22 protein-coding genes, 1 tRNA gene and 1 pseudogene are annotated in these 25,138 nt (G+C 55.6%); 14 read left to right on the top strand and 10 right to left on the bottom strand.

All coding sequences use genetic code 11. The annotated features are described in order from the left end of the window. Positions 1–116 precede the first annotated feature (116 nt). On the top strand, positions 117–1,277 hold the full coding sequence (locus tag K1718_RS04160; protein ID WP_265679638.1) for a glycerate kinase: 1,161 nt from the start codon (positions 117–119) through the stop codon (positions 1,275–1,277). A 267-nt stretch (positions 1,278–1,544) separates the two neighbouring features. Then, positions 1,545–1,919: a YkvA family protein gene (locus tag K1718_RS04155; protein ID WP_152499697.1), complete on the top strand. Its 375-nt coding sequence runs from the start codon at positions 1,545–1,547 to the stop codon at positions 1,917–1,919. 26 nt (positions 1,920–1,945) lie between these two features. Here the strand turns inward: K1718_RS04155 and K1718_RS04150 are convergent, their stop codons facing one another. Next, positions 1,946–2,428: a translation initiation factor IF-3 gene (locus tag K1718_RS04150; protein ID WP_265679639.1), complete on the bottom strand. Its 483-nt coding sequence runs from the start codon at positions 2,426–2,428 to the stop codon at positions 1,946–1,948. 326 nt (positions 2,429–2,754) lie between these two features. Here K1718_RS04150 and infC point away from each other — a divergent pair, with 326 nt between their 5' ends. Further along, complete coding sequence (infC, locus tag K1718_RS04145; RefSeq protein ID WP_152499695.1) at positions 2,755–3,294, top strand: translation initiation factor IF-3; 540 nt, start codon at positions 2,755–2,757, stop codon at positions 3,292–3,294. A gap of 94 nt (positions 3,295–3,388) precedes the next feature. Further along, complete coding sequence (locus K1718_RS04140) at positions 3,389–4,126, top strand: class I SAM-dependent methyltransferase (protein ID WP_265679640.1); 738 nt, start codon at positions 3,389–3,391, stop codon at positions 4,124–4,126. A 38-nt stretch (positions 4,127–4,164) separates the two neighbouring features. Here K1718_RS04140 and K1718_RS04135 read toward each other — a convergent pair whose 3' ends face one another. After that, positions 4,165–5,064 (bottom strand): GlxA family transcriptional regulator, encoded by a 900-nt coding sequence (locus K1718_RS04135; protein ID WP_265679641.1) that lies wholly within the window; start codon positions 5,062–5,064, stop codon positions 4,165–4,167. 96 nt (positions 5,065–5,160) lie between these two features. Here K1718_RS04135 and K1718_RS04130 point away from each other — a divergent pair, with 96 nt between their 5' ends. Next, complete coding sequence (locus K1718_RS04130; protein WP_265679642.1) at positions 5,161–5,997, top strand: MBL fold metallo-hydrolase; 837 nt, start codon at positions 5,161–5,163, stop codon at positions 5,995–5,997. 6 nt (positions 5,998–6,003) lie between these two features. On the opposite strand, the gene K1718_RS04125 is transcribed toward K1718_RS04130, so the two are convergent. Both K1718_RS04125 and ppk2 read right to left on the bottom strand, forming a co-directional pair. Next, positions 6,004–7,011: a Gfo/Idh/MocA family protein gene (locus K1718_RS04125; protein ID WP_265679643.1), complete on the bottom strand. Its 1,008-nt coding sequence runs from the start codon at positions 7,009–7,011 to the stop codon at positions 6,004–6,006. Between the two features lie 200 nt (positions 7,012–7,211). Then, entirely contained in the window at positions 7,212–8,120 is a 909-nt protein-coding gene (ppk2, locus tag K1718_RS04120) for a polyphosphate kinase 2 (RefSeq protein WP_152499691.1), read from the bottom strand. 177 nt (positions 8,121–8,297) lie between these two features. Here ppk2 and K1718_RS04115 point away from each other — a divergent pair, with 177 nt between their 5' ends. From K1718_RS04115 to K1718_RS04075, 9 genes and pseudogenes are all read left to right on the top strand, one after another. Beyond that, the gene (locus K1718_RS04115; RefSeq protein ID WP_265679644.1) at positions 8,298–8,939 is read left to right on the top strand and encodes a TetR/AcrR family transcriptional regulator; all 642 of its coding nucleotides are present in this window, start codon (positions 8,298–8,300) and stop codon (positions 8,937–8,939) included. A 1-nt stretch (position 8,940) separates the two neighbouring features. After that, positions 8,941–10,548 (top strand): carboxyl transferase domain-containing protein, encoded by a 1,608-nt coding sequence (locus tag K1718_RS04110; protein ID WP_265679645.1) that lies wholly within the window; start codon positions 8,941–8,943, stop codon positions 10,546–10,548. Positions 10,549–10,557: 9 nt separating this feature from the next. Beyond that, positions 10,558–11,391, top strand: coding sequence for an alpha/beta fold hydrolase (locus K1718_RS04105; RefSeq protein ID WP_265679646.1), 834 nt, complete (start codon positions 10,558–10,560; stop codon positions 11,389–11,391). A gap of 3 nt (positions 11,392–11,394) precedes the next feature. Then, positions 11,395–11,733 (top strand): annotated as a pseudogene (locus tag K1718_RS04100) (ASCH domain-containing protein); the annotation flags it as partial. Between the two features lie 81 nt (positions 11,734–11,814). Further along, the gene (locus K1718_RS04095; RefSeq protein ID WP_265682407.1) at positions 11,815–12,342 is read left to right on the top strand and encodes an O-acetyl-ADP-ribose deacetylase; all 528 of its coding nucleotides are present in this window, start codon (positions 11,815–11,817) and stop codon (positions 12,340–12,342) included. Next, positions 12,342–14,336: an acetyl-CoA carboxylase biotin carboxylase subunit gene (locus K1718_RS04090; protein ID WP_265679647.1), complete on the top strand. Its 1,995-nt coding sequence runs from the start codon at positions 12,342–12,344 to the stop codon at positions 14,334–14,336. The genes K1718_RS04095 and K1718_RS04090 overlap by 1 nt, the downstream gene beginning before the upstream one ends. Continuing rightward, a complete protein-coding gene (locus tag K1718_RS04085; RefSeq protein WP_265679648.1) occupies positions 14,323–15,954 on the top strand; it encodes an acyl-CoA synthetase in 1,632 nt (543 codons plus the stop codon). Before K1718_RS04090 ends, K1718_RS04085 begins: the two co-directional genes overlap by 14 nt. Before the next feature lie 95 nt (positions 15,955–16,049). Then, entirely contained in the window at positions 16,050–16,910 is an 861-nt protein-coding gene (locus K1718_RS04080) for a hydroxymethylglutaryl-CoA lyase (protein WP_265679649.1), read from the top strand. Next, complete coding sequence (locus K1718_RS04075) at positions 16,907–17,695, top strand: crotonase/enoyl-CoA hydratase family protein (protein ID WP_265679650.1); 789 nt, start codon at positions 16,907–16,909, stop codon at positions 17,693–17,695. Before K1718_RS04080 ends, K1718_RS04075 begins: the two co-directional genes overlap by 4 nt. Positions 17,696–17,705: 10 nt before the next feature. On the opposite strand, the gene K1718_RS04070 is transcribed toward K1718_RS04075, so the two are convergent. The 6 genes from K1718_RS04070 to K1718_RS04045 all read right to left on the bottom strand — a co-directional run bounded on the left by K1718_RS04070 (position 17,706) and on the right by K1718_RS04045 (position 25,050). Next, positions 17,706–18,527: a hypothetical protein gene (locus tag K1718_RS04070; RefSeq protein WP_209006812.1), complete on the bottom strand. Its 822-nt coding sequence runs from the start codon at positions 18,525–18,527 to the stop codon at positions 17,706–17,708. Positions 18,528–18,725: 198 nt separating this feature from the next. Continuing rightward, positions 18,726–19,535, bottom strand: a complete 810-nt coding sequence (locus K1718_RS04065) for a response regulator (RefSeq protein ID WP_265679651.1) — start codon at positions 19,533–19,535, stop codon at positions 18,726–18,728. 285 nt (positions 19,536–19,820) lie between these two features. Continuing rightward, positions 19,821–20,627 (bottom strand): type 2 periplasmic-binding domain-containing protein, encoded by an 807-nt coding sequence (locus K1718_RS04060; RefSeq protein WP_265679652.1) that lies wholly within the window; start codon positions 20,625–20,627, stop codon positions 19,821–19,823. A 175-nt stretch (positions 20,628–20,802) separates the two neighbouring features. After that, positions 20,803–20,878 (bottom strand) — tRNA-Thr (locus tag K1718_RS04055). Positions 20,879–21,096: 218 nt separating this feature from the next. Further along, positions 21,097–23,022: a heme biosynthesis HemY N-terminal domain-containing protein gene (locus K1718_RS04050; RefSeq protein WP_265679653.1), complete on the bottom strand. Its 1,926-nt coding sequence runs from the start codon at positions 23,020–23,022 to the stop codon at positions 21,097–21,099. A gap of 72 nt (positions 23,023–23,094) precedes the next feature. After that, positions 23,095–25,050, bottom strand: coding sequence for a COG4223 family protein (locus K1718_RS04045; RefSeq protein WP_285806060.1), 1,956 nt, complete (start codon positions 25,048–25,050; stop codon positions 23,095–23,097). Positions 25,051–25,138: the final 88 nt, after the last annotated feature.

The raw sequence follows: 25,138 nt of genomic DNA, 5'->3' as shown, positions 1-25,138 counted from the left end.
CAAATAGGAGGCCAGATGTATTTATCGTATTATGGCAGAATTAATTGAAAATTCCGGGAATAATTACTGACCTGAATCGTCTTACTCCTATCACCCCCCAAGCATAGGAGAAGAAAATGACTCTCAATATTCTTGTCGCACCGTCGGGATTTAAGGAGTCTCTGGATGTGGACGACGTGGTCGCAGCCATTTCGGAAGGCTGCAGACGCGCACTTCCCGAGTGCACCATCTTGAAAGCTCCGATGGTCGACGGAGGCGAAGGCTTCACAAAAGCCCTTGTCAACGCGACTGGCGGCAAGCTTCACGAAATCATGGTCACGGGACCTGTAGGACAAACCGTTTCGAGCTTTTTCGGCATGCTTGGGGGCAAGGATCGTCGGACGGCAGTTATCGAAATGGCAGCCGCTGCGGGATTGAGCCTGGTTCCCCGCGATCAGCGGGATCCGACCCGAACAACGAGTTACGGTGTGGGCGAACTGATCCTGGCCGCCCTTGATGCAGGCGCGAAACGTATTCTGATCGGCTGCGGCGACAGCGGCATCAACGACGGCGGCGCGGGCATGGCTCAGGCCTTGGGCGCGCGCCTGCTTGATGCGAACAACATCTGTATCGGGCGCGGAGGAGCTGCACTCGCAAACTTATCGAGGATCGATATCTCTGGACTTGATCCACGCCTGCGTGAAACGCAGATCGATGCCGCGGTGAACTGGCACAATGTTTTGCTGGGCGATCGTGGGGTCGCACGTGTTTTCGGACCGCAGAAGGGCGCAACACCGCGCCAGGTTCAGTCACTTGAGGAAGCCCTTGAGATCTACGCCCTGCTTCTCAATCGTGATCTCGACCTGGATCTTGGTCATAGAAACGGGTCAGGTGCATCCGGCGGACTGGGAACCGGACTGATCGCATTTGCGGGTGCACGTCTGCACCCACGCTTCAACATCGTGATGCAGTACCTGGAATTCGACAGTTTGTTGAAATCCGCCGACCTTGTCATCACTGCGGAAGGTGCACTGGACGGCCAGAGCCCGTTTGGCAAGGTGCCTTGTGAGGTCGCGCAACGGGCGCGTAAGCGAAACATACCTACGATCGCATTGGCGGGCACAATAGGCAGCGGGGTTTGCGAAACCTTTGAAACCGGCATCGATGCATTTGCCTCGATTTTGAAACGTCCCTGCACATTGGAAGATGCAATCTCCGATGCCGGAAAGCTGCTTCGGAACGCCAGTGAAGACGCCCTTCGCATGGTGTTGGTCGGCTCAAGGTTGAAGGTCGCCTGACTTGGCTCGAAGCCCCTGAGCTGGAAAGGCTTGCTTGAAAGGAGTTCTGTTGCCATTTTTTTCACCTGCGAAAACAGGCTCGATTCGGCATCAAATGGCAACAGGCACACCTCGCTGAGACTGCTTCTTTCGCTTCATTAAATGATTGTAATTGATGGATTTTCTCAACTTTCGCATTCGCTGAACAGCCAAGGCTTGACGCAACCAAAGTTGAAGATCTGCTCGTCTGCCCTTATCTTTTTCATAGTGAAGCAGGCGGGACAATCTATGAACACGACCTTCGAAGATCTCGGGTTTGACCCGGAAATTCTCGGGCCTGAGGATGAGCAAAAGCAAACCATCCGGCAGAAATTGATGGCGACCGCTCGCAAGGCGGCCCGTCAGGTTCCGTTTATGGAAGATGTGATTGCCGGCTATTTCTGCGCATTGGATCCAGGCACACCAACCAAGGTCCGCGCGACGGTGTTTGCCGCACTCGCCTATTTTGTTCTTCCAATCGACACTATTCCTGATTTCCTGATTGGCGTCGGGTTCGGCGACGACGCAACCGTGCTCATGGCGGCCATCGCCATGGTCCGCAGTCATATGCGGGAAGACCACTATCAGGCTGCCCGCGAGGCGCTTAAGGACGGCGAACTTTAGCGCAGAAGTCGAAAGAACGGAGAAAGCTAGGCATTGCCGTCTTTGGAACCGCTCGACCTCTCTTGATCCTTCACGGGTGACGGATTTGAGTTGGAATGCCAGGCACCGGAGGAGCGACCGGCAATCAACCAATAAATTGCCCCGGCCAGAAACCCGGCAGCAAGAGCGACAACGCTGCCAGGTCGAAATCCGTCTGCTGTTGCCGGATCACTGAGTGTCCAGACCCCAAATGCGATTGCACCGGCGGCCCCGACATGAAAGACGAGGCTGCGCAGACGCGCTGCTTCCGCAATTGCAATGAGTATCGAAGCGGGCAGAATTGCCGTTGCTCCAACAACGCTGCCACCGACCAAACCCGTCCCGATCATGGCTGCAAACGCGATCGGGTCGTCATTGGGATGAGATGCACGGAAGAACCCCCAGGCAAGAAACAAACCGCACGCGACGACAGCCAGAACAAAGCCCAGGATGACCTTAAGCAGCTGAAATAAGAATTTTCCGCCGTCCAATTCGAGTTCTTCCTTGTGTCAAAGCGCCACGGTACTTACTTGCCCATCAGGCAGCTGGAATGCAACAGCCAGAACGCATCGCCTTCGCTTCCAACGCGCCAATTGCATGCATTTGCCCGCAAAACAACGACTTGCGCTCCTGCAAACGCCTTCTGAATTACTGAAAACCGCTGTTTTCGGTTGACTTTTCACCGGTTTCGCAGGAGCTTTAGGTCGGCGTCAGGAGACACGCGACAGTGGCCTTGGTACTTGTGTTCCAGGGTTTTTCGTGTAGGAACCGAGCCAGTTCCTGACGCTTAAGTGAAACGATAGAGGAGATTGCGACCATTCGCCGTCCGTTCCGCGCCCCGCCTCCTACGAAGGAAGGCCCGCGCACTAACAATGAAATTCGCGTTCGCGAAGTCCAGTTGATTGATCATGAAGGCGCCAACCGCGGCGTCGTGCCGACCGAAGAAGCGATGGATATCGCGATGGATGCCGGCCTGGATCTGGTAGAAATCCAGCCAAATGCCAACCCCCCAGTCTGCAAGATCCTGGACTACGGCCGTTACAAATATCAGGCCCAGAAGAAAGCTGCAGAAGCTCGCAAGAAGCAGAAGACCGTTGAGATCAAAGAGATCAAGATGCGTCCGAACATCGACACTCACGATTACGAAGTGAAGATGAAAAACATGCTGCGTTTCTTCAATGACGGTGACAAGGTGAAAGTTACGCTTCGATTCCGCGGCCGTGAAATGGCCCACCAGGATCTGGGCATGAAACTTTTGAACAAAGTCCGCGAGGAGACCTCCGAAATCGCCAAGGTTGAATCGTCGCCGAAGCTTGAAGGCCGGCAGATGGTCATGGTCCTTGCTCCGATCAAATAAGACGGCAGGCCAATCTGATTTCATGAAACCCCGCTTCGGCGGGGTTTTTTATTCAGTCGAAATCTGAACTCAACCGATATTTTGGAAGCTGAAGATGATGGATGGCAAAGGCAAGGACAGAGCCCATTGGACCAGGATCGCCAATGACTGGATCAAGTGGGCGCGTACACCTGGTCACGATGCATTCTGGGCTTATCGCGATCAACTAGCCGAGTTCATCGGCAAGGGCCCCGGCGAAGCGCTCGAAATCGGTTGCGGTGAAGGCCGGGTGTCCCGGCTGTTGACGGAATGCGGCTTTCGCGTAACGGCAACCGATCCCGTGGAGGCTTTCATCGACGCGGCAAAGGGCGCAATGTCGGCAAATACCTTTGCAGTCTGTGCAGCTGACACCATCCCGTTTCCGGACAACAGCTTCGATCAGGTGACCGCCTACAACGTCCTGATGGATGTCGAGGATGTACCGGCAACACTTTCTGAAGTCGCCCGTGTGCTGAAACCCGATGGCATTCTCACGATTTCGATCGTGCACCCATTCGCAGATATCGGCAGCTTTCAGAACGCAGGCCCGAATGCGCCGTTCGTTATAACCGAACCATACTTCGAGCGGACACAGTTCGAAGAGACGATGGTCCAGGACGGATTGGAAATGTCTTTTTTCGGCTGGTCGCAGCCGCTGCAGAATTACGCGGCCGCATTGGAACAGGCCGGCCTTGCCATCACATCGATCAAGGAACCCGTACCAGATCCGAAGTCCACACCCGACCGCTTGAAAAACTGGCAAAGACTTCCGTTATTTCTTTGGTTGAAAGCAAGGCCACTTGCGAAAACGTAGCAGCCGGACCTGTCCTGCGAACGCCGGGACAGGAGCGTTTATTTGAAGTGCTCGCGAAAGCCGCCCGGTGGAAGTCCGCACAGGCGAACAAACAAACGCACGAAAGAGGGCGGATCGTTGTACCCAACGGCATAGCAGATCTCCGCAACGCTTTTGTCGGTCTCGATCAGCAGGTCGCGCGCACGTTCGATACGCAGCTCCTGAAGATAGGCCTTTGGTGAATAGCCGGTGGCGGTCTTGAAGCGCCGCAAGAACGTCCTGCCAGGCAATCCAGAAGACCTTGCGACCATTTCCACAGTTACGTCTTCACATGCAACGCGATCCAAAAAGTGCTGCGCTTTCAGAACAGCACCATCACCATGGCGCAATTCAGGAACAAAGCGGCGGAACCGGCGCTGATCGCGACGGCGAAATTCGACAATGAAATGCCGTGCCGTCTTGGCTGCAACTGAATAGCCCAGAAAGCGTTCGATCAGGGCAAGTGCGAGGTCGATCCAGGTCATCATACCGCCGGCGGTGATGAGATCGGTGTATTCGACCAGAATGGCTCCCGTATCCAGGCTGAGTTCCGGGTGGTTTGCCTTGAGCCTTTGTTCCAGTCCCCAATGCGTTGTAACCGTCCTTCCGCCGTCCAGCTTCGCAGCCAGAACAAAACTGAGGCCGGTACAGGCGGAGCAGACGACAGCTCCTTTTTCGTGCACCCTTTTCAAAAACGGCGGCAAGTGCGGCACTTGTTCGACCTTCACTTCGTCGGTCGACGGGGGAAGTATCACCGCATCATACCCAGCGGAAATGGCCTCAAAGTCTGTCAGGACGCTGATTTGAAGCTTCTCCGTACTGCTCTCGGACGCGAATGCCAGAATGTCCTGCAATCCGAGAACAGCTGAATGCATTGCTCCCGGGTAGGCAAGGATGGCAAAATGAAAGGCCTTGGTCATTTGGCCGATTTAGCACATCATTTGGCTAATACGCCAATCGTCTTGGCCATGTCCTGAAACTAGTCTCGCCCCAGCTACAAACACTGGGAGCACCACATGCGAGATATTAACGAGACTTCCGCGACCCTTGCACTTGGCGATCTGACGATCACCAGTCTCTCCGATGGTCATCTTCAAATCCCATCAGACTATTTTTTGAATACGCAGCCTCATGAGCGCGAAGCGGTTACACCGACAACGCGCATTGGTGCAAACACCTGGTTGATCGAAACGAAAAACAGGAACGTTCTGGTAGACGCAGGATCTGGAAGCTGTCTCAAGGAACGCTTCCCGGAAACAGGACGGTTGAACTGGCAAGACCCGGATCTTGAACTCAAACGGTCAACAATTACCGATATCGTGATCACGCATATGCATGCAGATCACATTGGCGGATTGAGCGCCAACGGCAACAGTCTCTTTCCGAATGCTGAAATTCACATTCAGGCTCGGGAATGGGCGTTCTGGACCGATCCGCAATTGTTGTCGTCCGCCGAGGACCCACAGAAGCCGATGATTGGTCTGATACAGGCACTTGCAGAACCGCTGAAAAATCAGCTCACTCAGCACTCAGGTGACGTGGATCTTGGCAATGGGATCGGATTGTTGCTCGCCCAGGGCCACACGCCAGGCCACCAGGTCGTGCACCTGGCGTCTGGTCGGGAGGATTGCCTGCTCCTGGCCGACGCCGTGGTCTCGGACAAGCTTCAATTTTCAAATCCGGACATCACCTATGCGCTCGACAGCAATCCTGGTGACGCTGTTCGAACGCGCCGAACACTGTTTGACAAGATCGCATCGGACCGCATTACCTTCGGCGCGACCCACGTCAACACGACTGCGTTTGCCACATTGACACGCCGCGAAAAAGGTTATGCGTTTGAGCCTCTTTGAAGGAATTCATCCTTCAAGATTTACCCAGCCTCCACGGTCTGCCGACGCAAAAATTGCATCCAGGATCTTCATGTTCTGAATCGCGTCGGCGACACCAAACGGCAAAGGCGTCTCGCCTGTAATTGCACGATCGAACACATCGACAAGCTCGGCATACTGATCACAGGCTGCAATCGTCTCTGAAACACTCGATCGATCCCCCAAAGCAGACCCATCATCGAGACGAAGCTCAACCGGCTCACCCTGAGGAGCATTCACTGGGATCATGATCTCAAGACGCTTCTTGGTCCCAACAAGCTGAAATCGCTGATAAGCCGCCAACTGGGTGGATACGACAAAGTTGAGATGCCTGTTCTGTCCGAAATCCAGCAAGGCACTGGTCATGCGATCCGTACCGAAATCAGGATCGCGGTCGATCAGTGATACAACGCGGGTCGGTTCCGCATCAAAGAAATACCGGCCTGCCAACATTGTGTAACAACCAATATCAAGAAGCGCGCCGCCACCGATGTCAGCGTTGTTTCGGATGTTGCCAGGATCGGCGTTGAAATAGCTGAAAAAGGCCTGAATGGCCTTGAGTTCACCAAGAGCGCCGGACTGCACAATCTCCCGCGCCCTGATCCATTGCGGATGAGCACGCACCATGAAGCCTTCGGCGACCAGTTTGTCCTCTGGAAGCTCAAGCAACTGCTGCGCTTCATCGGCATTCAGCGCGATAGGTTTTTCGCAAAGAACATGTTTGCCGGCATTCACCGCCTGGATCGTGACGGGCACGTGCATATGGTTTGGCAGCGGATTGTAGATCGCATCGATGTCGGGATCGGCCAGGAGATCTTCATAGCTTCCGTAAGCCTTCTCAATTCCAAGCGCCTTGGCCGTTTCCTGTGCCTTGTCCAGCGTCCTTGAAGCAATCGCTGCGGCAATTCCCGTTTGCGATCGTTGAATGCCCGGAATGACCTTTTCGACGCCGATCTTTGCCGTCGAAACAATTCCCCATCTGATCTTGTCTGCCAAATTCCATTCTCCTGTCACGGCGTCGGTCATGGGACGAGGAGACCGGTTAGCCCGCTCTCTTCGTCAATCGCCCCTTGTATGCCGTCTGCCGGCGCTGCTGACAATGCGCGGTTGCGTGAAGAGACCCCTCTGCAGGCATGTCCAGAGCACCCTCGGCACACTTGCATGTTGGAGCGTATCGTTGAAAGCAGGCAGCTTGATCAGAACTTTTCCGGGACATAGAGATGTTCGGGCAAAACCTTGCGCTCATAGTCCTGATTGTAACGCCGCTCGGGCAGCACAACCGGATCATGGGGCACCTCCTCGTAAGGTAGCATCGACAAGAGGTGATTGATGCAGTTCAGGCGCGCTTGCTTCTTGTCGTTGCCTTCAACGATGAACCAGGGCGCTTCGGGAATGTTGGTGCGTTCAAACGTGTCTTCCTTGGCCTTGGTATAATCTTCCCAGCGCACGCGCGATTCCAGATCCATCGGCGACAGTTTCCACTGTTTCAGGGGATCATGGACACGCATCAGAAAGCGGAGCTGCTGTTCTTCATCCGTGATGGAGAACCAGTATTTGATCAGCGTGATTCCCGACCTCACAAGCATGCGTTCGAATTCAGGCACGTCGTTGAAGAACTCCTCGACCTGATTTTCGTCGGCAAACCCCATGACACGCTCGACACCTGAGCGGTTGTACCAGGAACGGTCGAAAAGCACGATTTCACCGGCAGCCGGAAGGTGCGGAACATACCGCTGGAAGTACCACTGGCTCTTTTCGCGCTCCGTCGGTGCCGGCAAGGCAACAACACGGCAAACCCTTGGATTGAGGCGCTGCGTGATCCTTTTGATCACGCCTCCCTTGCCCGCGGCATCCCGCCCTTCAAAAACGATGACGATCTTCTTTCCGGTGTGCTGGACCCAATCCTGAAGCTTGACCAGTTCGGCCTGCATTCGAAGCAATTCGTGAAAATAGGTATTCCGGCTTATCGACGACTTGTGCTTCTTGTCGGAGATGAACGCGAGATCCTTAGCGATCAGATTGTCGTCAATCTCCATTTCGATTTCTTCATCGAGGCTGTCGGCCCATTCAGCCTCAACCCAGGTTTTTGCGTCGGCATCGGTCATCAATCGGTCCCTTTAGCAATCAAGGCGAAATGCTCAGTGTCTGTGAACAGTTTATCCATGTAAGTTTTTTGACAGAGCCCCGACTTCGCAATGATTTATCTCAGCCCAGGGTGTCTTCCTGTGAAAATTTTCTTGTAAATGAATGATCGTTCATTTATTTACAGTCTTGGAGGAAAAATGGCACACACAGCTGCAAAGACGCCTGTCCGGCCTCAACCCAGGGCAAAAGGCCAGGAAACTGCTGCGCGTGTGCGCAGTGCCGCACTTCGCAGGTTCGCCACGTCGGGCTATGCGGCTGTCTCCATGCGGGAAATCGCTGCCGATGTCGGCGTCCGGCCAGGAGCGCTCTACAACCACTTTCCGACCAAGCAGGACATTCTCAAGGACTTGATGCTGACCCACATGGCCGAACTGCTGGCCGCCTGGGACAAGGCATCCGTTGAGGAGAAGATGGACCCGCTTGAAAGGTTTGTCCGCTTCCACATCCGCTACCACCTGGAACGCGCGGACGAGGTGTTCATTTCCTATATGGAACTGCGCAATCTGGAGCCGCAGAACTTCGAACTCGTTGAAGTCGAGCGTCGCCGCTATGAGGCTATCCTGACTAAGATCCTGGAACGTGGTAGCGAATTGGGGCGCTACGCCGTGGACGATGCGAAGGTTGCAACAAGGGCGATCATCGCCATGCTGACCGGCATTCCTGCCTGGTACCGTGAAGGCGGCCATCTGTCCGAAAAGGACATTGAAGATCTCTATCTCAAACTGGTGCGCAAGGCAGTCGCGCCAGGTCAGGACACATCCCAAAGGGAGACCGGGTGACATGAGCATCCTCAAATCGAGCCTCTCGCCGAAGAGCGCACAATTTGCGCAGAACCGTGAAGCCCATGAAAAGGCCATGGACTCTGTTAAACAGGCCGCGCAATCCGCGCTTGACGGTGGCGGCGAGAACGCACGGCAACGTCACCTTTCAAGAGGCAAGATCTTGCCGCGTGAACGTGTCTCGCGTCTGCTCGATCCGGGGTCTCCCTTCCTGGAAGTGGGTATGCTTGCCGCACACGATATGTATGGCAGTGCAGCACCAGCGGCTGGCATGATCGCCGGGATCGGCCGTGTCGAAGGCCAGGAAGTGATGATCCTTGCCAATGATGCAACGGTCAAAGGTGGCACCTACTACCCAATGTCCGTAAAAAAGCATCTGCGCGCTCAGGAAATTGCTGCTGAGAACAACTTGCCGTGCATCTATCTGGTGGACAGCGGTGGCGCCAACCTGCCCAATCAGGACGAGGTCTTTCCTGACCGCGACCATTTCGGCAGAATCTTCTACAATCAGGCTCAGATGTCGTCGAAGGGCATTGCCCAGATAGCAGTGGTGATGGGGTCGTGCACCGCGGGCGGCGCTTATGTGCCGGCCATGTCCGACGAGACCATTATCGTCAAAAACCAGGGCACGATCTTTTTGGCTGGTCCTCCTCTGGTCAAAGCCGCAACGGGCGAAGAAGTTACGGCGGAAGACCTCGGCGGTGGAGACGTGCACACACGCCTGTCCGGTGTGGCAGATCATCTGGCCCGCGATGATGCCCACGCGCTCGCATTAGCCCGTCGGTCTATCGCCAGCCTGAACCGAACGAAATCCTCCATCGTTGCCATGGAAACGCCAGAAGACCCGCTCTACGACCCGGAGGAAATTCTGGGTGTTGTTCCAGCCGATCTGAAAACGCCCTATGACATCCGCGAAGTCATTGCACGCACTGTCGACGGCTCACGGTTTGATGAATTCAAGGCCCGTTACGGCACCACGCTGGTCTGCGGTTTTGCCCACATTCACGGAATGCCGGTCGGCATCATCGCCAACAATGGCGTTTTGTTTTCCGAAAGTGCGGTCAAGGGGGCGCATTTCGTTGAACTTTGCTCGCAGCGCAAGGTTCCGCTTGTCTTTTTGCAGAACATCACCGGCTTCATGGTCGGCCAAAAATATGAGAGCGGCGGGATCGCCAAGGACGGCGCGAAGCTAGTCACCGCTGTCGCGACGACCTCGGTTCCGAAAATCACAATGCTGGTCGGCGGGTCGTTCGGCGCAGGCAACTATGGCATGTGCGGCAGGGCATATTCACCGCGCTTCTTGTGGACCTGGCCGAATTCACGCATTTCGGTGATGGGCGGAGAACAGGCTGCGGGCGTGCTGGCAACCGTTCGCCGTGACGGCATCGAGCGCAAGGGCGGCAGCTGGACGCAGGAAGAAGAACACGCGTTTAAACAACCCATCGTCGACCAATTCGAAGAACAGGGCCATCCGCTTTATGCGACGGCACGCCTTTGGGATGACGGCATCGTTGATCCGCGAAAAACCCGCGACATTCTCGGCTTGTCGCTGTCTGCGGCCCTGAACGCTCCCATTGAAGACACCCGGTTCGGCCTGTTCAGAATGTGAGGACGTATCATGACCTGGCAGACACCGCAGACATTCGACTTTGAAGGTCATTCAATCCGGTGGGGCAGCCTCGGCGTGGGCACCCCTCTTGTGATGATGCACGGCACGCCGTTCTGGTCTCATGAATGGTCAAGACTGGCTCCCTTGCTGGCCAACAGCCACACGGTCTTTTTCTACGACATGCTGGGTTACGGCAATTCAGACAGGCCTGACGGTGACGTGTCACTCGGTATCCAAAATCGCCTGTTTGCCGCACTGACAGAACATTGGAAGCTGGACCGGCCCGATGTCGTCGCACACGACTTCGGCGGCGCGACCGCACTGCGCGCGCACCTGATCGATGCCGTCGACTACAACAGCCTGACACTGATTGATCCTGTCGCCCTGAGGCCGTGGGGCTCACCTCTGGTGCAGCATGTGAAACACCATGAGACCGCCTTTGCCGAAATGCCCAGCTACATGCACGAGGCCATTCTGCCCGCCTATCTGCAATCGGCAATGCATCACAAGGCAGGCCCCGAGGTTTTGACCCCTTATGCAGATCAGTGGGTCGGCGCAGAAAAACAGGCCGCCTTTTACCGCCAGATCGCCCAAATGGACCAGCGTTATACGGACGAGGTTCAGGACCGATATGCAGAGATCCGTTGCCCGGTGCAGATCCTGTGGGGCGAGGAAGATGAGTGGATCCCGATAGACCGTGGACGCGAACTGCATGCAATGATCCCTGGATCAAGTTTCGTCTCTATCCCGAATGCAGGACATCTGATGCAGGAAGACGCGCCGGAAGCAATTGCCTTTCATGTGCAGAGTTTTTTGCAGGCTCAACACAGGGCTGGGAGCTAAACGATGTTCATTGATGATCTGAAAAAGAAATATCCCGGCGCTGAAACCTTCAAGTTCGGTGACAGCAAGGACCTGAGCGACCAACTCATCGCACTGGTTCGAGACGGAAGGAAAACCGCTACCTGCGGCGCTTTGCGAGACTTTCAGAACGGCGATGAAGCCCTTCCCGTAGTTGGTCGTCGCGACATAGCGCTCAATTGGGATGGCACTCCTGCATTTGTCATTGAAACCGTCGATGTGACAATCAATCGCTTTTGCGACGTTGGCGAAGACTTTGCCCTTGCCGAGGGTGAAAATGACGATCTTGGCGGATGGCAAAGAGAACATCAGGCCTATTTTGAACGAAATGGCGGGTTTTCACCGGAGATGGACCTTGTCTGCGAACGGTTCAAGCTTGTCGAAAATTTCCAAAGTCGCGATGGGGTGTCCAACGCTCCCGACCGCATCGAAACACTGATTGGAGACATCACCAGTCTCTCCGTCGATGCAATTGTCAACGCCGCGAACACAAGTCTCCTTGGTGGCGGTGGTGTCGATGGAGCGATCCATCGCGCAGCAGGCCCACAATTGCTTGAGGAATGCCGCAGGCTCAACGGTTGCGAACCCGGTCAGGCAAAGATCACTGGTGGCTATGACCTCTCCGCCAGACATGTGATCCACACTGTCGGTCCCATCTGGCAAGGCGGTAAAAACGGTGAAGCCGAAATCTTGACCAGTTGCTATGAATCCAGTTTGCGGCTTGCTGCGGAAAACGCCTGCGAAAGCATCGCCTTCCCGGCAATCTCAACCGGCGTCTATGGTTATCCCACGGATCAGGCAGCGGAAATTGCCACCTCCACGATTTCGAGATCGCTTGTCGACCATCTGAATATCAGATCCGTCATTCTCGTTGCCTTCAGTGAAGAAAATCACCGTCATCTCTTGGCCGCGCTTGGGAGGGCGGAAGACTGATGTTCAAGAAAATTCTCATTGCCAATCGCGGCGAAATTGCCTGCCGGGTCATGGAAACCGCCGGAACACTCGGCATCAAGACGGTTGCGATCTATTCGGACGCAGATGCAGGCTCGAAACACGTCGCGATGGCCGATGAGGCCTATCGGATTGGACCGGCACCGGTTGCCGACAGTTATCTGAGGATCGACCGGATTGTCGATGTTTGCCGCAAAAGCGGTGCTGAAGCGGTACATCCGGGCTACGGCTTCCTCTCAGAAAACCCGGGTTTTGTCGAAGAACTGGAAAAGGCAGGAATTGTCTTCATTGGCCCAAGTGCGCACTCCATACGCGCCATGGGTCTGAAGGATGCTGCCAAGGCCTTGATGGAAGAAGCGGGCGTCCCGGTTGTGCCCGGCTATCACGGTGACAATCAGGACCCGATATTCCTGAAAGGCAAAGCGGATGAAATAGGATATCCGGTCTTGATCAAGGCCCGCGCAGGCGGTGGTGGCAAGGGCATGCGCCGCGTGGATGCACCTGGCGATTTTGCTGCGGCACTTGAAGGCGCTCAACGCGAAGGCGAAGCCAGCTTCGGTGATGCCACGGTGCTGATCGAGAAATATCTTACCAAGCCGCGACACATCGAAATCCAGGTTTTTGGCGACAGCCACGGAAACGCGGTGCACCTTTTCGAACGTGATTGTTCCCTGCAGCGCCGACATCAGAAAGTCATTGAAGAAGCACCCGCACCCAGCATGCCGGACGACATGCGTTCGGCCATGGGTGCGGCTGCCGTCAAGGCGGCGAAGGCAATTGACTATGCCGGTGCGGGCACGATCGAGTTCATCGCAGACGTGTCCGAGGGCCTCCGGTCCGACCGGTTTTACTTCATGGAAATGAACACCCGCCTTCAGGTCGAGCACCCGGTTACCGAACTCATCACCGGCGTGGATCTCGTGGAATGGCAGCTTCGCGTCGCCTCAGGTGAGCACCTGCCGAAAGCTCAGGAAGATTTGTCCTTCGATGGCTGGGCCTTTGAAGCGAGACTTTATGCAGAAGACGCGCCAAAGGGTTTTCTGCCGGCGATCGGAACGCTTGAACATCTTTCGCTTCCTGACCACAGCGCACGCGTCGATGCCGGAGTGCGTGCCGGGGATGAAATCAGCCCTTTCTACGATCCGATGATTGCCAAAATCATCGTTCACGGTCCAACCCGTGAAGCAGCGCTCGGCAAGTTGCTGGCAAGTCTGGAAGCGACGGAAGTTGCCGGCTGTGTGACCAATGCTGCTTTCCTGGCTGCGCTCTGCAGGCATCAGGGGTTCGCCGCTGGAGACGTTGACACCGGCCTCATAGATCGCGATCTGGACCAGCTCATCGACGAACCGGCGGTGCCTGAGGACGCCGTTGCCTTGGCTGCGCTGACATCCCTCGGCCTGACACGGCCTGTCGCCGGCACCGATCCATTTGAAACACTCGCCGGCTGGCGAATATGGAGTGCGTCCCGTCAATTCGCTCTTCTGGAAATTGGCGGAGACCGCCGCGATGTGGAAGTTCACGCGCTCGGACAAAACCGGTTTGCCGTGCACTTGGCCGATGGCAGCCGCGACTATTCCCTGGTTGAGGTCAGTGGCAATTCCATCACCTATGACTGCGAAGGCCATCGTGCCCGTGCCGTTGTCGTGGAAGACAGCAAGGGTCTGACCGTCTTCCTGAATGGTTTTGCTTTTCCGGTAGGCCTTCCAGATTCCCTTAGCGCGGACGAGGATGCGGGCAGCGCGGATGATACGCTGGTCGCACCCATGCCCGGCCTGGTGAAGGTACTCAGTGCGCGTGCCGGCGACACAGTGGCGAAGGATCAGCCGTTGCTCATTCTTGAGGCCATGAAGATGGAACACACACTGAAGGCCCCTCGAGATGGCGTCATAGGCGAAGTCCTGGTGGCTGAAGGTGAACAGGTTACAGACGGAACCGTGCTTCTTGCACTCGCGGAGGAAGCCGATGCTGCCGCATGATGCAGGAAGCTACGAAGACCTGACTGAAAAATTCGATTGGGACATTCCGGAACGCTTTAACATCGGTGTCGCGATTTGCGATGTGTGGGCCGAGAAAGAGCCGAACCGAGAAGCCCTGGTCTTCGTCAACGAAGACGGCGATATCGCAAGTTACACTTATGCGGATCTGCAAAGGCTCTCAAACCAGCTCGCCAACCTTCTGAGAAGCCGAGGTGTTCAGCCGGGCGACAGGATTGGGGTCCTCCTGCCACAACGCCCCGCAACAGCCTATGCCCACATTGCGGCTCTGAAACTTGGCGCTATTTCCATACCGCTTTTCACCCTGTTTGGCGAAGAGGCCCTGGAATACAGGCTCCGCGATTCCGGGGCGAAAGTTGTCATCACGGATCAGGACGGTGCAGACAAACTGGCGGGCTTGCGCGACCGGTTGCCCGAACTGACAACCGTATTTTGCGTCGACGGCGAAACTGGTGATGCACAGGATCTGGCGAGCCACATGGCTGGCCACGAAGACACGTTCGAAGCGTTCAACACCACTCCGGACGACCCGGCAATCATCATCTATACCTCCGGCACGACGGGTCAGCCCAAGGGTGCGCTGCACGGCCATCGGGTCCTGCTTGGACACTTGCCGGGCGTAGAAATGAGCCATGATTTTCTCGGGCAACCCGGCGACCGGATCTGGACACCTGCGGACTGGGCCTGGATCGGCGGCCTTCTGGATGTTCTGATGCCGGCGCTTTTTCTCGGCGTTCCGGTTGTTGCATGCAGATTTAAAAAATTTACAGCAGAAGCCGCCTTTGAACTCCTGCAGGACCAGAAAATCCGCAATACCTTCCTGCCACCCACAGCGCTCAAGATGATGCGTCAGTGCGAGAACCCGCTGGCGCACTGGAAGCTTGATCTGCGCTCCGTTGCATCCGGGGGTGAGACACTCGGCGCTGAACTGATCGACTGGGGCAAGAAGACCTTCGGTCTGACAATCAACGAATTCTATGGTCAAACAGAGTGCAACATGGTGGTCTCAAGCTGCACACGGTTGATGGCCTCCAGACCCGGCATCATGGGTCGAGCGGTGCCTGGACACCGCGTCGCCATTGTGGACGACAAGGGCGAAGAGCTGCCTGCCGAAACACTTGGAAATATTGCGATCAAAAGACCGGATCCCGTGATGTTTCTCGGCTATTGGAACAACCCCGAAGCGACAGAAAACAAGTTTGCCGGAGACTGGCTGCTAACCGGCGACACCGGTCTTTGCGACGCCGATGGGTGGCTTCGTTTTGTCGGACGGGACGATGACGTCATCACGTCCTCCGGCTACCGTATCGGGCCGGGCGAGATCGAAGACTGCCTGATCAAGCATCCCGCTGTTGCAATGGCAGGCGTCGTCGGCAAACCCGACGCGCAGCGCACCGAGATCGTCAAGGCTTATGTGGTTTTGAAAAACGGCGTCGAGCCTTCAGACACACTGGCAAAAGAAATTGCCAACTTCGTAAAGACGCGCCTGGCTGCACATGAATATCCAAGGGAAGTTACGTTTGTCGATTCTCTGCCGTTGACGACAACCGGAAAAGTTATTCGACGAGCACTGCGTGCAAGGGCGGAGAAGGAGGGGTGATGCGCGATTCGTGCCCCAAACAGATTCCATTCCCGTTCAAACGGCTTCTCACCAAATAATCAGACCTCCTCCAAAAAGGTATTGCGAGCCCACACATGTCCGAATTCGTCACCATTTTTGAAATGGGTCCTCGTGACGGCCTTCAGAACGAAAAAGTGTTCGTGCCGACGGCTCACAAAATCGAGCTGGTCGACCGGCTTTCCACTTGCGGGTTTCGCAAGATCGAGGTGACCAGTTTTGTCAGCCCGAAATGGGTTCCGCAAATGGCCGATGCGCAAGACGTCATGGACGGGATCTATCGGCATCCTGCCGTGGTCTATTCGGTCCTGACACCGAATGTGAAGGGCTACACCGCCGCCCGGAAAGCTTCGGCGGATGAAGTCGCGATATTCGGCTCCGCATCCGAAGGGTTTTCGAAAAAGAACATCAACTGCTCCGTGGCGGAGAGCATCGAACGTTTCAAACCTTTGCTCGAGAAAGCCCACCATGACGAGATGCCCGTTCGCGGTTATGTTTCCTGCGTAACCGACTGTCCCTTTGACGGGCCGACACCACCTGAAAAGGTTGGTGAAGTTGCCGGCGCACTTTTCGAGCTTGGCTGTTACGAAATTTCTCTTGGCGACACGATCGGTGCCGGAAGGCCGGAAACAATCGGCAAGATGCTCGATGCTGTGCTGGACCGAGTGCCGGCCGACAAACTCGCCGGGCATTATCACGACACCAAAGCCCGGGCCCTTCAAAACATCAGTGTAAGCCTGGAAAAGGGTCTTCGGACCTTTGACAGCGCGATTGGCGGCCTCGGCGGTTGCCCGTATGCGCCGGGAGCCAAGGGCAACGTCGCGACAGAAGCCGTTGTTGACCTGATGGAAAGCAATGGCTTTGAAACGGGCATCCGCCGCGACCTGCTGACTGAAGTTGCCGAATATGCACAGAACCTTAGGAGCACGGACACATGAGATATGAGACCCTGTCGCTCTCAGTTGACCAACGTGGCGTTGCGACACTCAAACTGAACCGGCCAGAGAAGCACAACGCGCTGTCCGCTACCATGATCGACGACTTGAGTGCCGCAGCCAAGCATCTGGGGTCCGACAACAGTGTTCGTGTTGTTGTCCTCACGGGTGCCGGCAGCAGTTTTTGTGCCGGGGGTGATCTCGGCTGGATGCGCGAGCAATTCGAAGCGGACCGTGAGAAACGGATGGCCGAGGCGCGTAAACTTGCCATGATGCTAAAAAGTCTCAACGAAATGCCGAAACCGTTGATCGGCCGCGTACAGGGTCAGGCCTTTGGCGGCGGCATCGGTATGATGAGTGTCTGCGACACGGTTGTCGTTGTTGAGAGCGCAAAGTTCGGACTAACCGAAGTGCGTCTTGGCCTCATCCCGGCAACCATTAGCCCTTATGTTTTGGCGCGCATGGGCGAGGGCAAGGCGCGTAGGGTCTTTATGTCTGCCTGCATCTTTGGCGCGGAAGAAGCGGTTTCTCTCGACCTTGCGAGGATCGTCGTTCGAGAGGCAGATCTGGACGCTGCAGTGGAGCGGGAAATAAAACCCTATCTTTCGGCAGCTCCGGCGGCCGTCGCAGCCTCAAAGGCACTTGCCCGATCTCTCGGATCTGACATCAGCGAAGCCGTGATCGAAGACACGGTGCGAAGGCTGGCAGACACATGGGAAACAGAGGAAGCCCGCGAAGGCATATCTGCGTTTTTTGAAAAACGGAAACCAACATGGACCGTCACTTGACGGTCCAGCTTCAGCTACCGCCGCGTCTTGCGTGTTCGATCAACGCCGCAATCCGGGCAACCTGTTTTTCTTCAATCACGGGCTCGTCTTCCGGCGCACCACCATACATGCGCTCTCGCTTACGCCGGATCTTCTTGCGCTGAAAGTCGCTGATGCCATCAGGAAGCTCCATTCCAGCCCGGTCAATACTGATGAGCACGCGCTGCAGGTCCGGAATAAGCTCCGACGAAATTGTGAAAGTCGCACTGTCGTTGCGTTTGAAAACGAGCGTTTTTGTGCTTTCCGCGCCGTTCAGCAACACAGCCTTGCGCGGCCCCGCCGACCCGATAGTCGACTGAAACCAGGCAACCCAGCCGGAAGCCTGCCAATGCTTGATTTCGATCGATTTCACATCTTCGTAAGGAACACGAACACGCAAGCCGAATTGCGTGAATTCAAACCCATTGCCAAAAAAGCGGACCCAGGATGTTTCCTGCCGCACGGCAACAGTGAAAAACACCATCGATAGGCACGCGGGCAACAGACACATCAGCGCCAACAGCGCTGCGGCCCCACTCCAGACACTCATTCCGATGAATGCGAGCGGAAAAAAAACAACGCCAAATCCGAATCCGATTGCATCCAGTACCGGAATTGCAGGTCTGGAAATCGGTTTAACAGCACCGGACGGCATCGTTGGACGCGGCAGAGCGGCATAAATGCCGGCCCCGGCGACAAAACAGAGCAAGCTGCTCAGGATGGACATGAAAAAGTATCCACCGACCACACCCAGCAGGCAGAGCGCCAAGGGCACGATGCGGCGAACGAATTCAAGTTTTGCTGTTTTGCCCAACCCGTTCTCCACGTTGCCAGACAGTGAAACTGATTTAAGCTGGAAGACTTACTGATTCTTCTATTGAATCAATAGTTGGTTTCCAAATCAACATTCAGGAAAAGCTATCCAAAACCAATCGCGGGAACTGGTGAACACCACAATTCCAAAATCAATAAATGTCGTTTGAATTCAGAAGATTGTTGGTCTGAGAAAGGGTCAGGACGCTTTCATCTCAGGTTCGTCGAAACTGAACATCCCGCGCGACTTTCCAAATTTTGGCGCGTCGATTTGCAAGAATCGATGCATGACACTGTCAATATCTTCGGGCGTGAAGGGCTTCTGCAGGAAACCGGAGATGCCGACGAAGGCCGCAGATCTTTGCAGGTAAGATGTCTCGTTGGTCGACATCATGTAGACACCGACTTTGCTGGACAGATCGCGAATAGATCCGGCAAGCTCAAGCCCGTCGGCACCTGGCATGTGAAAGTCCGTCAGCACCAATTTGAATTTGCCGGATCTCATCGCTTTGATCGCTGACTGTGCGCCATCTGCTTCTGAAATGTCGAAGCTGAAACGACTGCCTTCCAGGATCTTGCACGTCATTTTTCGCATCGTCGCGGAATCATCGACAATCAGGATCGGACAGGCGGTCCCCATCTTGATTTGAGTCGCAACGAGGTTGGATACGTCATCCTGATGAAATGGCTTCTTCAGAAAATGGTAAGCGCTGTTTCGCCGCAAACTGACTTCGGCCTGCTCGTCCAGACTGTTGGACATGGCCACAACAAGACATTTGTCGGACTTCGTACCCCTTATTGAAGCAACCACTTCCGGTCCGCTCAGGCCCGGCAGATTGACATCGATGAAAGCAAGATCGATCTGTTTTTGCTTGAGGACCTCAAGTGCAGCCAGCCCGTTGTTGACGATGTCGACCTCGATATACCGTTTGGAACGGTGAACGTTGATGCCATCATTAACCACATCACGGGCAATAGAGCTGGCATCAGCGACCAAAATGCGGATCATTTTGTGAAGCAATGTCTATTACCTTTACATGCTCAGTCATCCGCACCTTGCGGACCTGTCGAATTTGACAATTAAAATAGCTGAACAATTGTATATTTTCAGTTACTCAATCCTAAGCACAAATTACAACCTAAGATATACTAATCGAATACACGTTCTAAATGGATGAGCGGATTGAAAAATATAGAATATTTTCTTATTTGCGAGAAAACTTCTTCAATTTGTACGACAAAAAACTCGATTATTACCAAGGCTGGACATACCCTCGGTTGCCGCACACACTGTTCACTCAGTGAGCGGAACCTCTTCCGTGTGTTCGTCAGGCTGTTCAAATTCTGCGTGTTTTCCAAAGATGTCACGGGTCACACCGGACGCGTGCATTCGTGCAATTTCTGAATTGACTGTCTTCAAAAACGCTCTGCTGACCGCGCTGTCATGGCAAACGAACGTAATGGGAAATCTCAACGTATCCGGCGCAACCGGACTGACATGCAGCGCATCCGGCCTGTCAAGATCTTCCAAAGCAAGGGCAGTATCCGGATGGTGTCCCAGAAAAGCGTCAATCCGGTCCAGCTCCAGCATCCTGATCAATTGTTCCTCAGAGGCGATCGGAACATACTGGTCGGAGTTTTCTCCAAGAAAATGCACCGCACCCGAACCACGAATATAGCCAACACGTTCAGGCCGGAAATCAGCAAGCGCTGCTCCAGTTGCTTGTCGCTTTGCCGTATAAAGCCGCAAGGAGACGATATCCACTGTGTCGGACGTTCCAAACCTCGAGGCTACCGTGTCCAGTTTGAGTGCACGAATGTTTGACGGAAAGATGCAGGATTGCTGGTCCTGTCTGAACAGGTTGCTTGCACGCAGCAAAGGTGCCGACTTCCGTTCTATCGCCAATCCTGTTCGATCGAACAAAACCTCCAGAAAACGATCATATTGTCTGCCACTGTCTTCCGTCAGGCGATGCGGGAGGTAGTACATATAAAGCGTCAGGCTGTCGGAAGCGTTTGCCGGGGTCTTGCCAAGCAAACAAGCAAGACCAAGGACGAGCAAGGACAGTCGGCACCAGCGTCTTTCCCGTCGACAAATCATACTCGATACTGCCCGGCGCACGGACAACATGCAAGACACGCCCCTTGGCGCACGATTTCTTGGCCCCTGCAGGCACTTCTCTTTGACAAATAACGACATTTTTCAGCTCGAGCTCAAAGCTCGTGTCTCCGGCACAGACCGTTACCAAAATCTTCGGACTAAGCATGTGGAAATCTGGTGCTGCTGAAGGGACTCGAACCCCCGACCCCATCATTACGAATGACGTGCTCTACCAACTGAGCTACAGCAGCACTTGCTTGCAACCAACAAGCCGCGCGCATTGCGCGATCGCACCCGATTTCCTCGGGTGGGCCGCTAATTACCGGAGCTTGGCATCATATGCAAGAGCCTAAAACCAGCTCTTTTCCGGATCATCACATCTTCCCGAAAAGCGCCGGGACTGTGAAGTCTGCTGAAAAAAACCTGAGGCCAACAGACAAATCAGGCAATTGATCAGCGAGCCCGGAGTTTAGTTGAAAAACCGGGGTCGCGTGGTCTTGGCCGCCTTTTTGTCGTCGTCATCATCATCAGGACCGGGATCATCCGGCATTCTGGACAACGGAAACTCGATAGGCCGATTGAGGTCTTCCTTGTCCAGATCTGGCTCGGCCGCATCCGCCTTGGGCTTTTCGGGCTCTTCGGTTGCATCGGCATCGACCGCAACAACCTTCTTATTGTCGTCTTCTGCGCCAGCACCTGCTTTGTCATCGGATTTTTCCGGTGCCTTTGGTTCTTCAGATTTGCTCGCAGAAGGCGCCGGTGCCGCGGCAGAGGACGTTGCTTCAGGAAGATCCTTCAAAGCCGGACTATATTTGACATCGTCTGTCGTGCCTTCGTAGCCCTGTTTTCCGGCCTTTGCTTTTTCACCCGACGAAACATCTGCGGTTGCTTCCGCACTATTGTCAGCTTGCGTTGATGCGCCGGCAAACTGGCTGTCTTTGGAAACGGGCTCAGCTTCAAGATCCACGGCGGCCGTTTCTGAGACAATTTCAACCGGCGGTGAAACAGGTTCAGAGTCTGCCATCGACGCCGCGGGCGCCAGTGCAGGTGCCTCGAACAGGCTATCCTCAAGAACATCGCCCGCTTCTTCACCGAAGTTTCCGGTCGTGGTCCATTCGAATGCGTCCAACCGTCCGGTGACCGGCGAGACAGCCTGCCAGTCGGCAGAAACGATGCCGTCGGCAACCCAGGCCTTGTCCATCGGTGCATTGACGGCACGCGCCAACCAGTCGCGCATGCGGCCCTTGTCGCCGCTTTCGGTCTCTTCAAGTTCCGCCATGGCAAGAAACGCCTTGCGGGTCGGTTCACTCTGGAGAGCCTTCTTCAGCTGCTTGCGGGCTTCTTCGAACTCACGCGCTTCCATTGCGGCCTTGGCAATGGCCATGGCGCCTTCGGGCGTGTTGGCGCGTTGAGCCGACAACGCCTTCACGCGCTTGAGCCGATCTACAGCTGAGTCACCCGTGCGTACATGGGCATATGTCTCGGCAAGATCTGGGTGCGGAAACAGGCGCCAGGTCGCCTCCAAAACCTTTGAGGCCTTACGAATATCGCCCCGCCGCGTCGCGAGGCGCGATGTCAGAACCGAAGCAGGCACAAGATCCAATGCAAGTCCGTGCGCTTCCTTGGCCAGGGAATATGCCCGTTCGGGTTCACCATCTTCAAGCTTCTGGGCAAGCGCGGTCAGGATGACGGCGCGCTGACGCCGATACGTCTTCTTGTCCATCAACTTCGCAGCATAGTTGCGCTCCAGGGTCTTCAACGCTTCGTCCCAATGATGAGCAACGGCCTGATAGCCAAGTACAGCCTTGCCGGCCCACTCCAGTCCAGGTGATGTCTTCGCGGCTTCCTCAGCATAGTGACGTGCTGCAATCGGTTCTCTGTGGCGTTCGGCTTCCACGAAGAGCCCATGCAGCCCAAGTGCTTTTGTCGACGGATCGTCCAACATGGCTTCGAACCGCAGCCGTGCCTCGTCATCCTTACCGGCCAATTGTGCGGTTTGGGCAAGCAAGAGCTTCGTCGCCGGCTCCTCAGAAAGAAGTTTATCGGCATCGACGCCGAAACGGCGCGCCAGTTTCGCGTTGCCGGTCCCAAGCGCAATAAGACCTTGAGACAACGCGCTGTAGCCCTTGTCCTTGCGCCTGCGCTGAAAGAAGCGGCTCGCAATGACAGGCGATTTGAGGATCACGCGGATGATCCAGACAGCAAGAAGGAAGACTGCCAGAAGCACACCCACCACGACAGCTGCGACCGCTGGTGTCTGTTGCCAAACGATCGGAACCCTTTCAGGGTCCGGGCTTGTCCACTGGATGGATACCATCCCCGGCACATCCGCGAGCCACGCAAAGCCCAATGCGACGAGAAACACAATTATGAAAAAGCCGAGGACCCGAATCATGAAAGTCGCTCCCGAGGATTATCGGTCGAAACCGGTCGTGTATCGTTTATTCCGGCAAGCAGCAGCTGCCGGTCAGCTTTCTTTGTTGGCAAGCGCATTGAGCACTTCCTCTGAGGCTTTGTTGGTCAGGTCATCGACTTCAACACGGGCCTGAGCCCGTGCCACCCAGGTTGCCGCTACGGACTGAGCATCAGCAGGTAGCTCCTGATATGCAGCTATTGCCGCTTTCAGATCGCCCTGGCTGACCGCAGTATCCATCCTGTGCAATGCAGCCTCTGGCCCACTCCCCTCTCCGTCACCAAGGCCGCGCACACTGACGATCGATCTGGCGCTGGACAGGAGGTTGTCAATCACGTCGCCGGTGCGGTCCGGTTCTGCAAATGTCTGGTAGATCTTTTGCGAGACAGGTGGGAACTGGGCAATAAGAACAGCAACCGGCTCAACCCCTTTTGACGCATGTGCCTCAAGCGCATTCAGATCAATATCCGACGGCAAGCCGGCCTTCACTGCCGCCAGCTCGGTTTCATAGGGACGACCGGAATCGACGGCTGATTTCAAAGCTGACACAGAAAGTGCACGGGCGGCAACTTCACGGGCCGTGGCATCTCCCATGGTGGCTTCGACCGCGGCAAGACGCTTGGACATCGCTTCCAGTTCAGATCTGATGGTTTCCATTGCCGAATTGTTCGCACTGCCGACTGACTTGATGTCCGCCGAAAGGCTGGACAGTGTTTCCGTTGCGCGCGCCTGGCTATCGGCAAGGGTCTTCAACGAAACGTCGGACGTGGAGACGGCGGTTTGAGCGGCCTTGGCTGTCGCCGCAGTGTTATCCAGCTGTGTCTGCAATTCACCCAGCGACAACTTCAGTTCACCCAATTGAGTGTCCAGACCGGACACTGATCCGGACAGTTTTTCCGCCTCGGAAGATGACGAGCTTGTTGCTGCTTCCAGCTTCTCAAGACGGTCTTCAATTGGCTTGACGTCGACCGGTGACGAACCGCTTGGGGAATTCTCCAATGCCGACACACGATCCTGCAGGGGTGTCAGATCAACAGCAGCGCCCCCACCGCCAACAGCGCTGACAGAAGCCACTTCGCTTTTCAGACCCTCAAGCTCCTGCTTGAGCGCATCGACTGCTGACCCGGCATCGGTGGATGTCGCCGATACTGCGTCCTCGAGCTTGCCTTCAAGCGCGGCAACTTTACCCTCGAGCGCTGACAGGGCACCGCCCGCATCGGACCCGGCAGCGCTCGACGTGATCTCGCCAAGCTTCTGTTCCAGATCTGCGATCTTGCTTTCCGCTGCCGACAACGCACCGGCAACCTGCTGATCCTGCTCGGGCGTCAACTTCAAAATGCCGGCCTGGTGAAGCCCGAAACCACCGCCGAGCACGATGATGCCACCGATCACGGCAGCAATCAGAACACCGAATGCGCCGACACCGCCGCGGTCTTCCGCTGCTGGTGGACTTGAAAACGTTGTGGAACCGGTTGCCTGCGAAGAACTGGTCGAGGAGCTGCTGCGGCTCGCACCGGTAGACGTGCCACTTGCCGGTTTGGAAGGTTTCGTTGCCGTTGAGCCAGTCGAAGGCTTGGAAGCCGAACTTGAACCTGAAGACGGCACGCTCGCGGACGTCGTCCCGCCTTTGGGTGAACTATGAGAAGATCCTGCTGTGGAACTGCCCGGTTTCGCGCCTTTGGATCCAGCTGCAGAGGACGCAGAGGTTCCGTATTTGGCCGCAGAAGACGTCGCACCCGAAGTACCGCCGCTGCTTGACTTAGGGCTTGTCGGCGATGTGCTCCCGGCTGCACCGCTCTTTGGCGCTGCAGACGTGCTTCCTGCGGATTTGGCATCCACTTTTTCGGCCTTTAGATCAATGGTCACCGGACGCTTCGAACCAGCTGAGGACGCGCTTGTGCTACCTGAAGAGGATTTGGCAGCGCCTTTTTCCCCGGCAGCGCCATCGCCTTTGGACCCGCTTCCGCCTGAAGAGGATGTCCCGTCAGAAGATTTCTTGTCCGTCGCCATTTCGATTCCTCCTGAACCCAATCGGTTCCAAGATCTTCACTATACACACCTCTTTGCGAAGCGGTACCACTGCGCCAAAGTCTTTTGC

The sequence above is a fragment of the Roseibium porphyridii genome (assembly GCF_026191725.2).
GTDB lineage: Bacteria > Pseudomonadota > Alphaproteobacteria > Rhizobiales > Stappiaceae > Roseibium > Roseibium porphyridii.
Note: the sequence above shows the minus strand (reverse complement) of the source record. Positions and strands in the feature narration are given on the sequence as shown.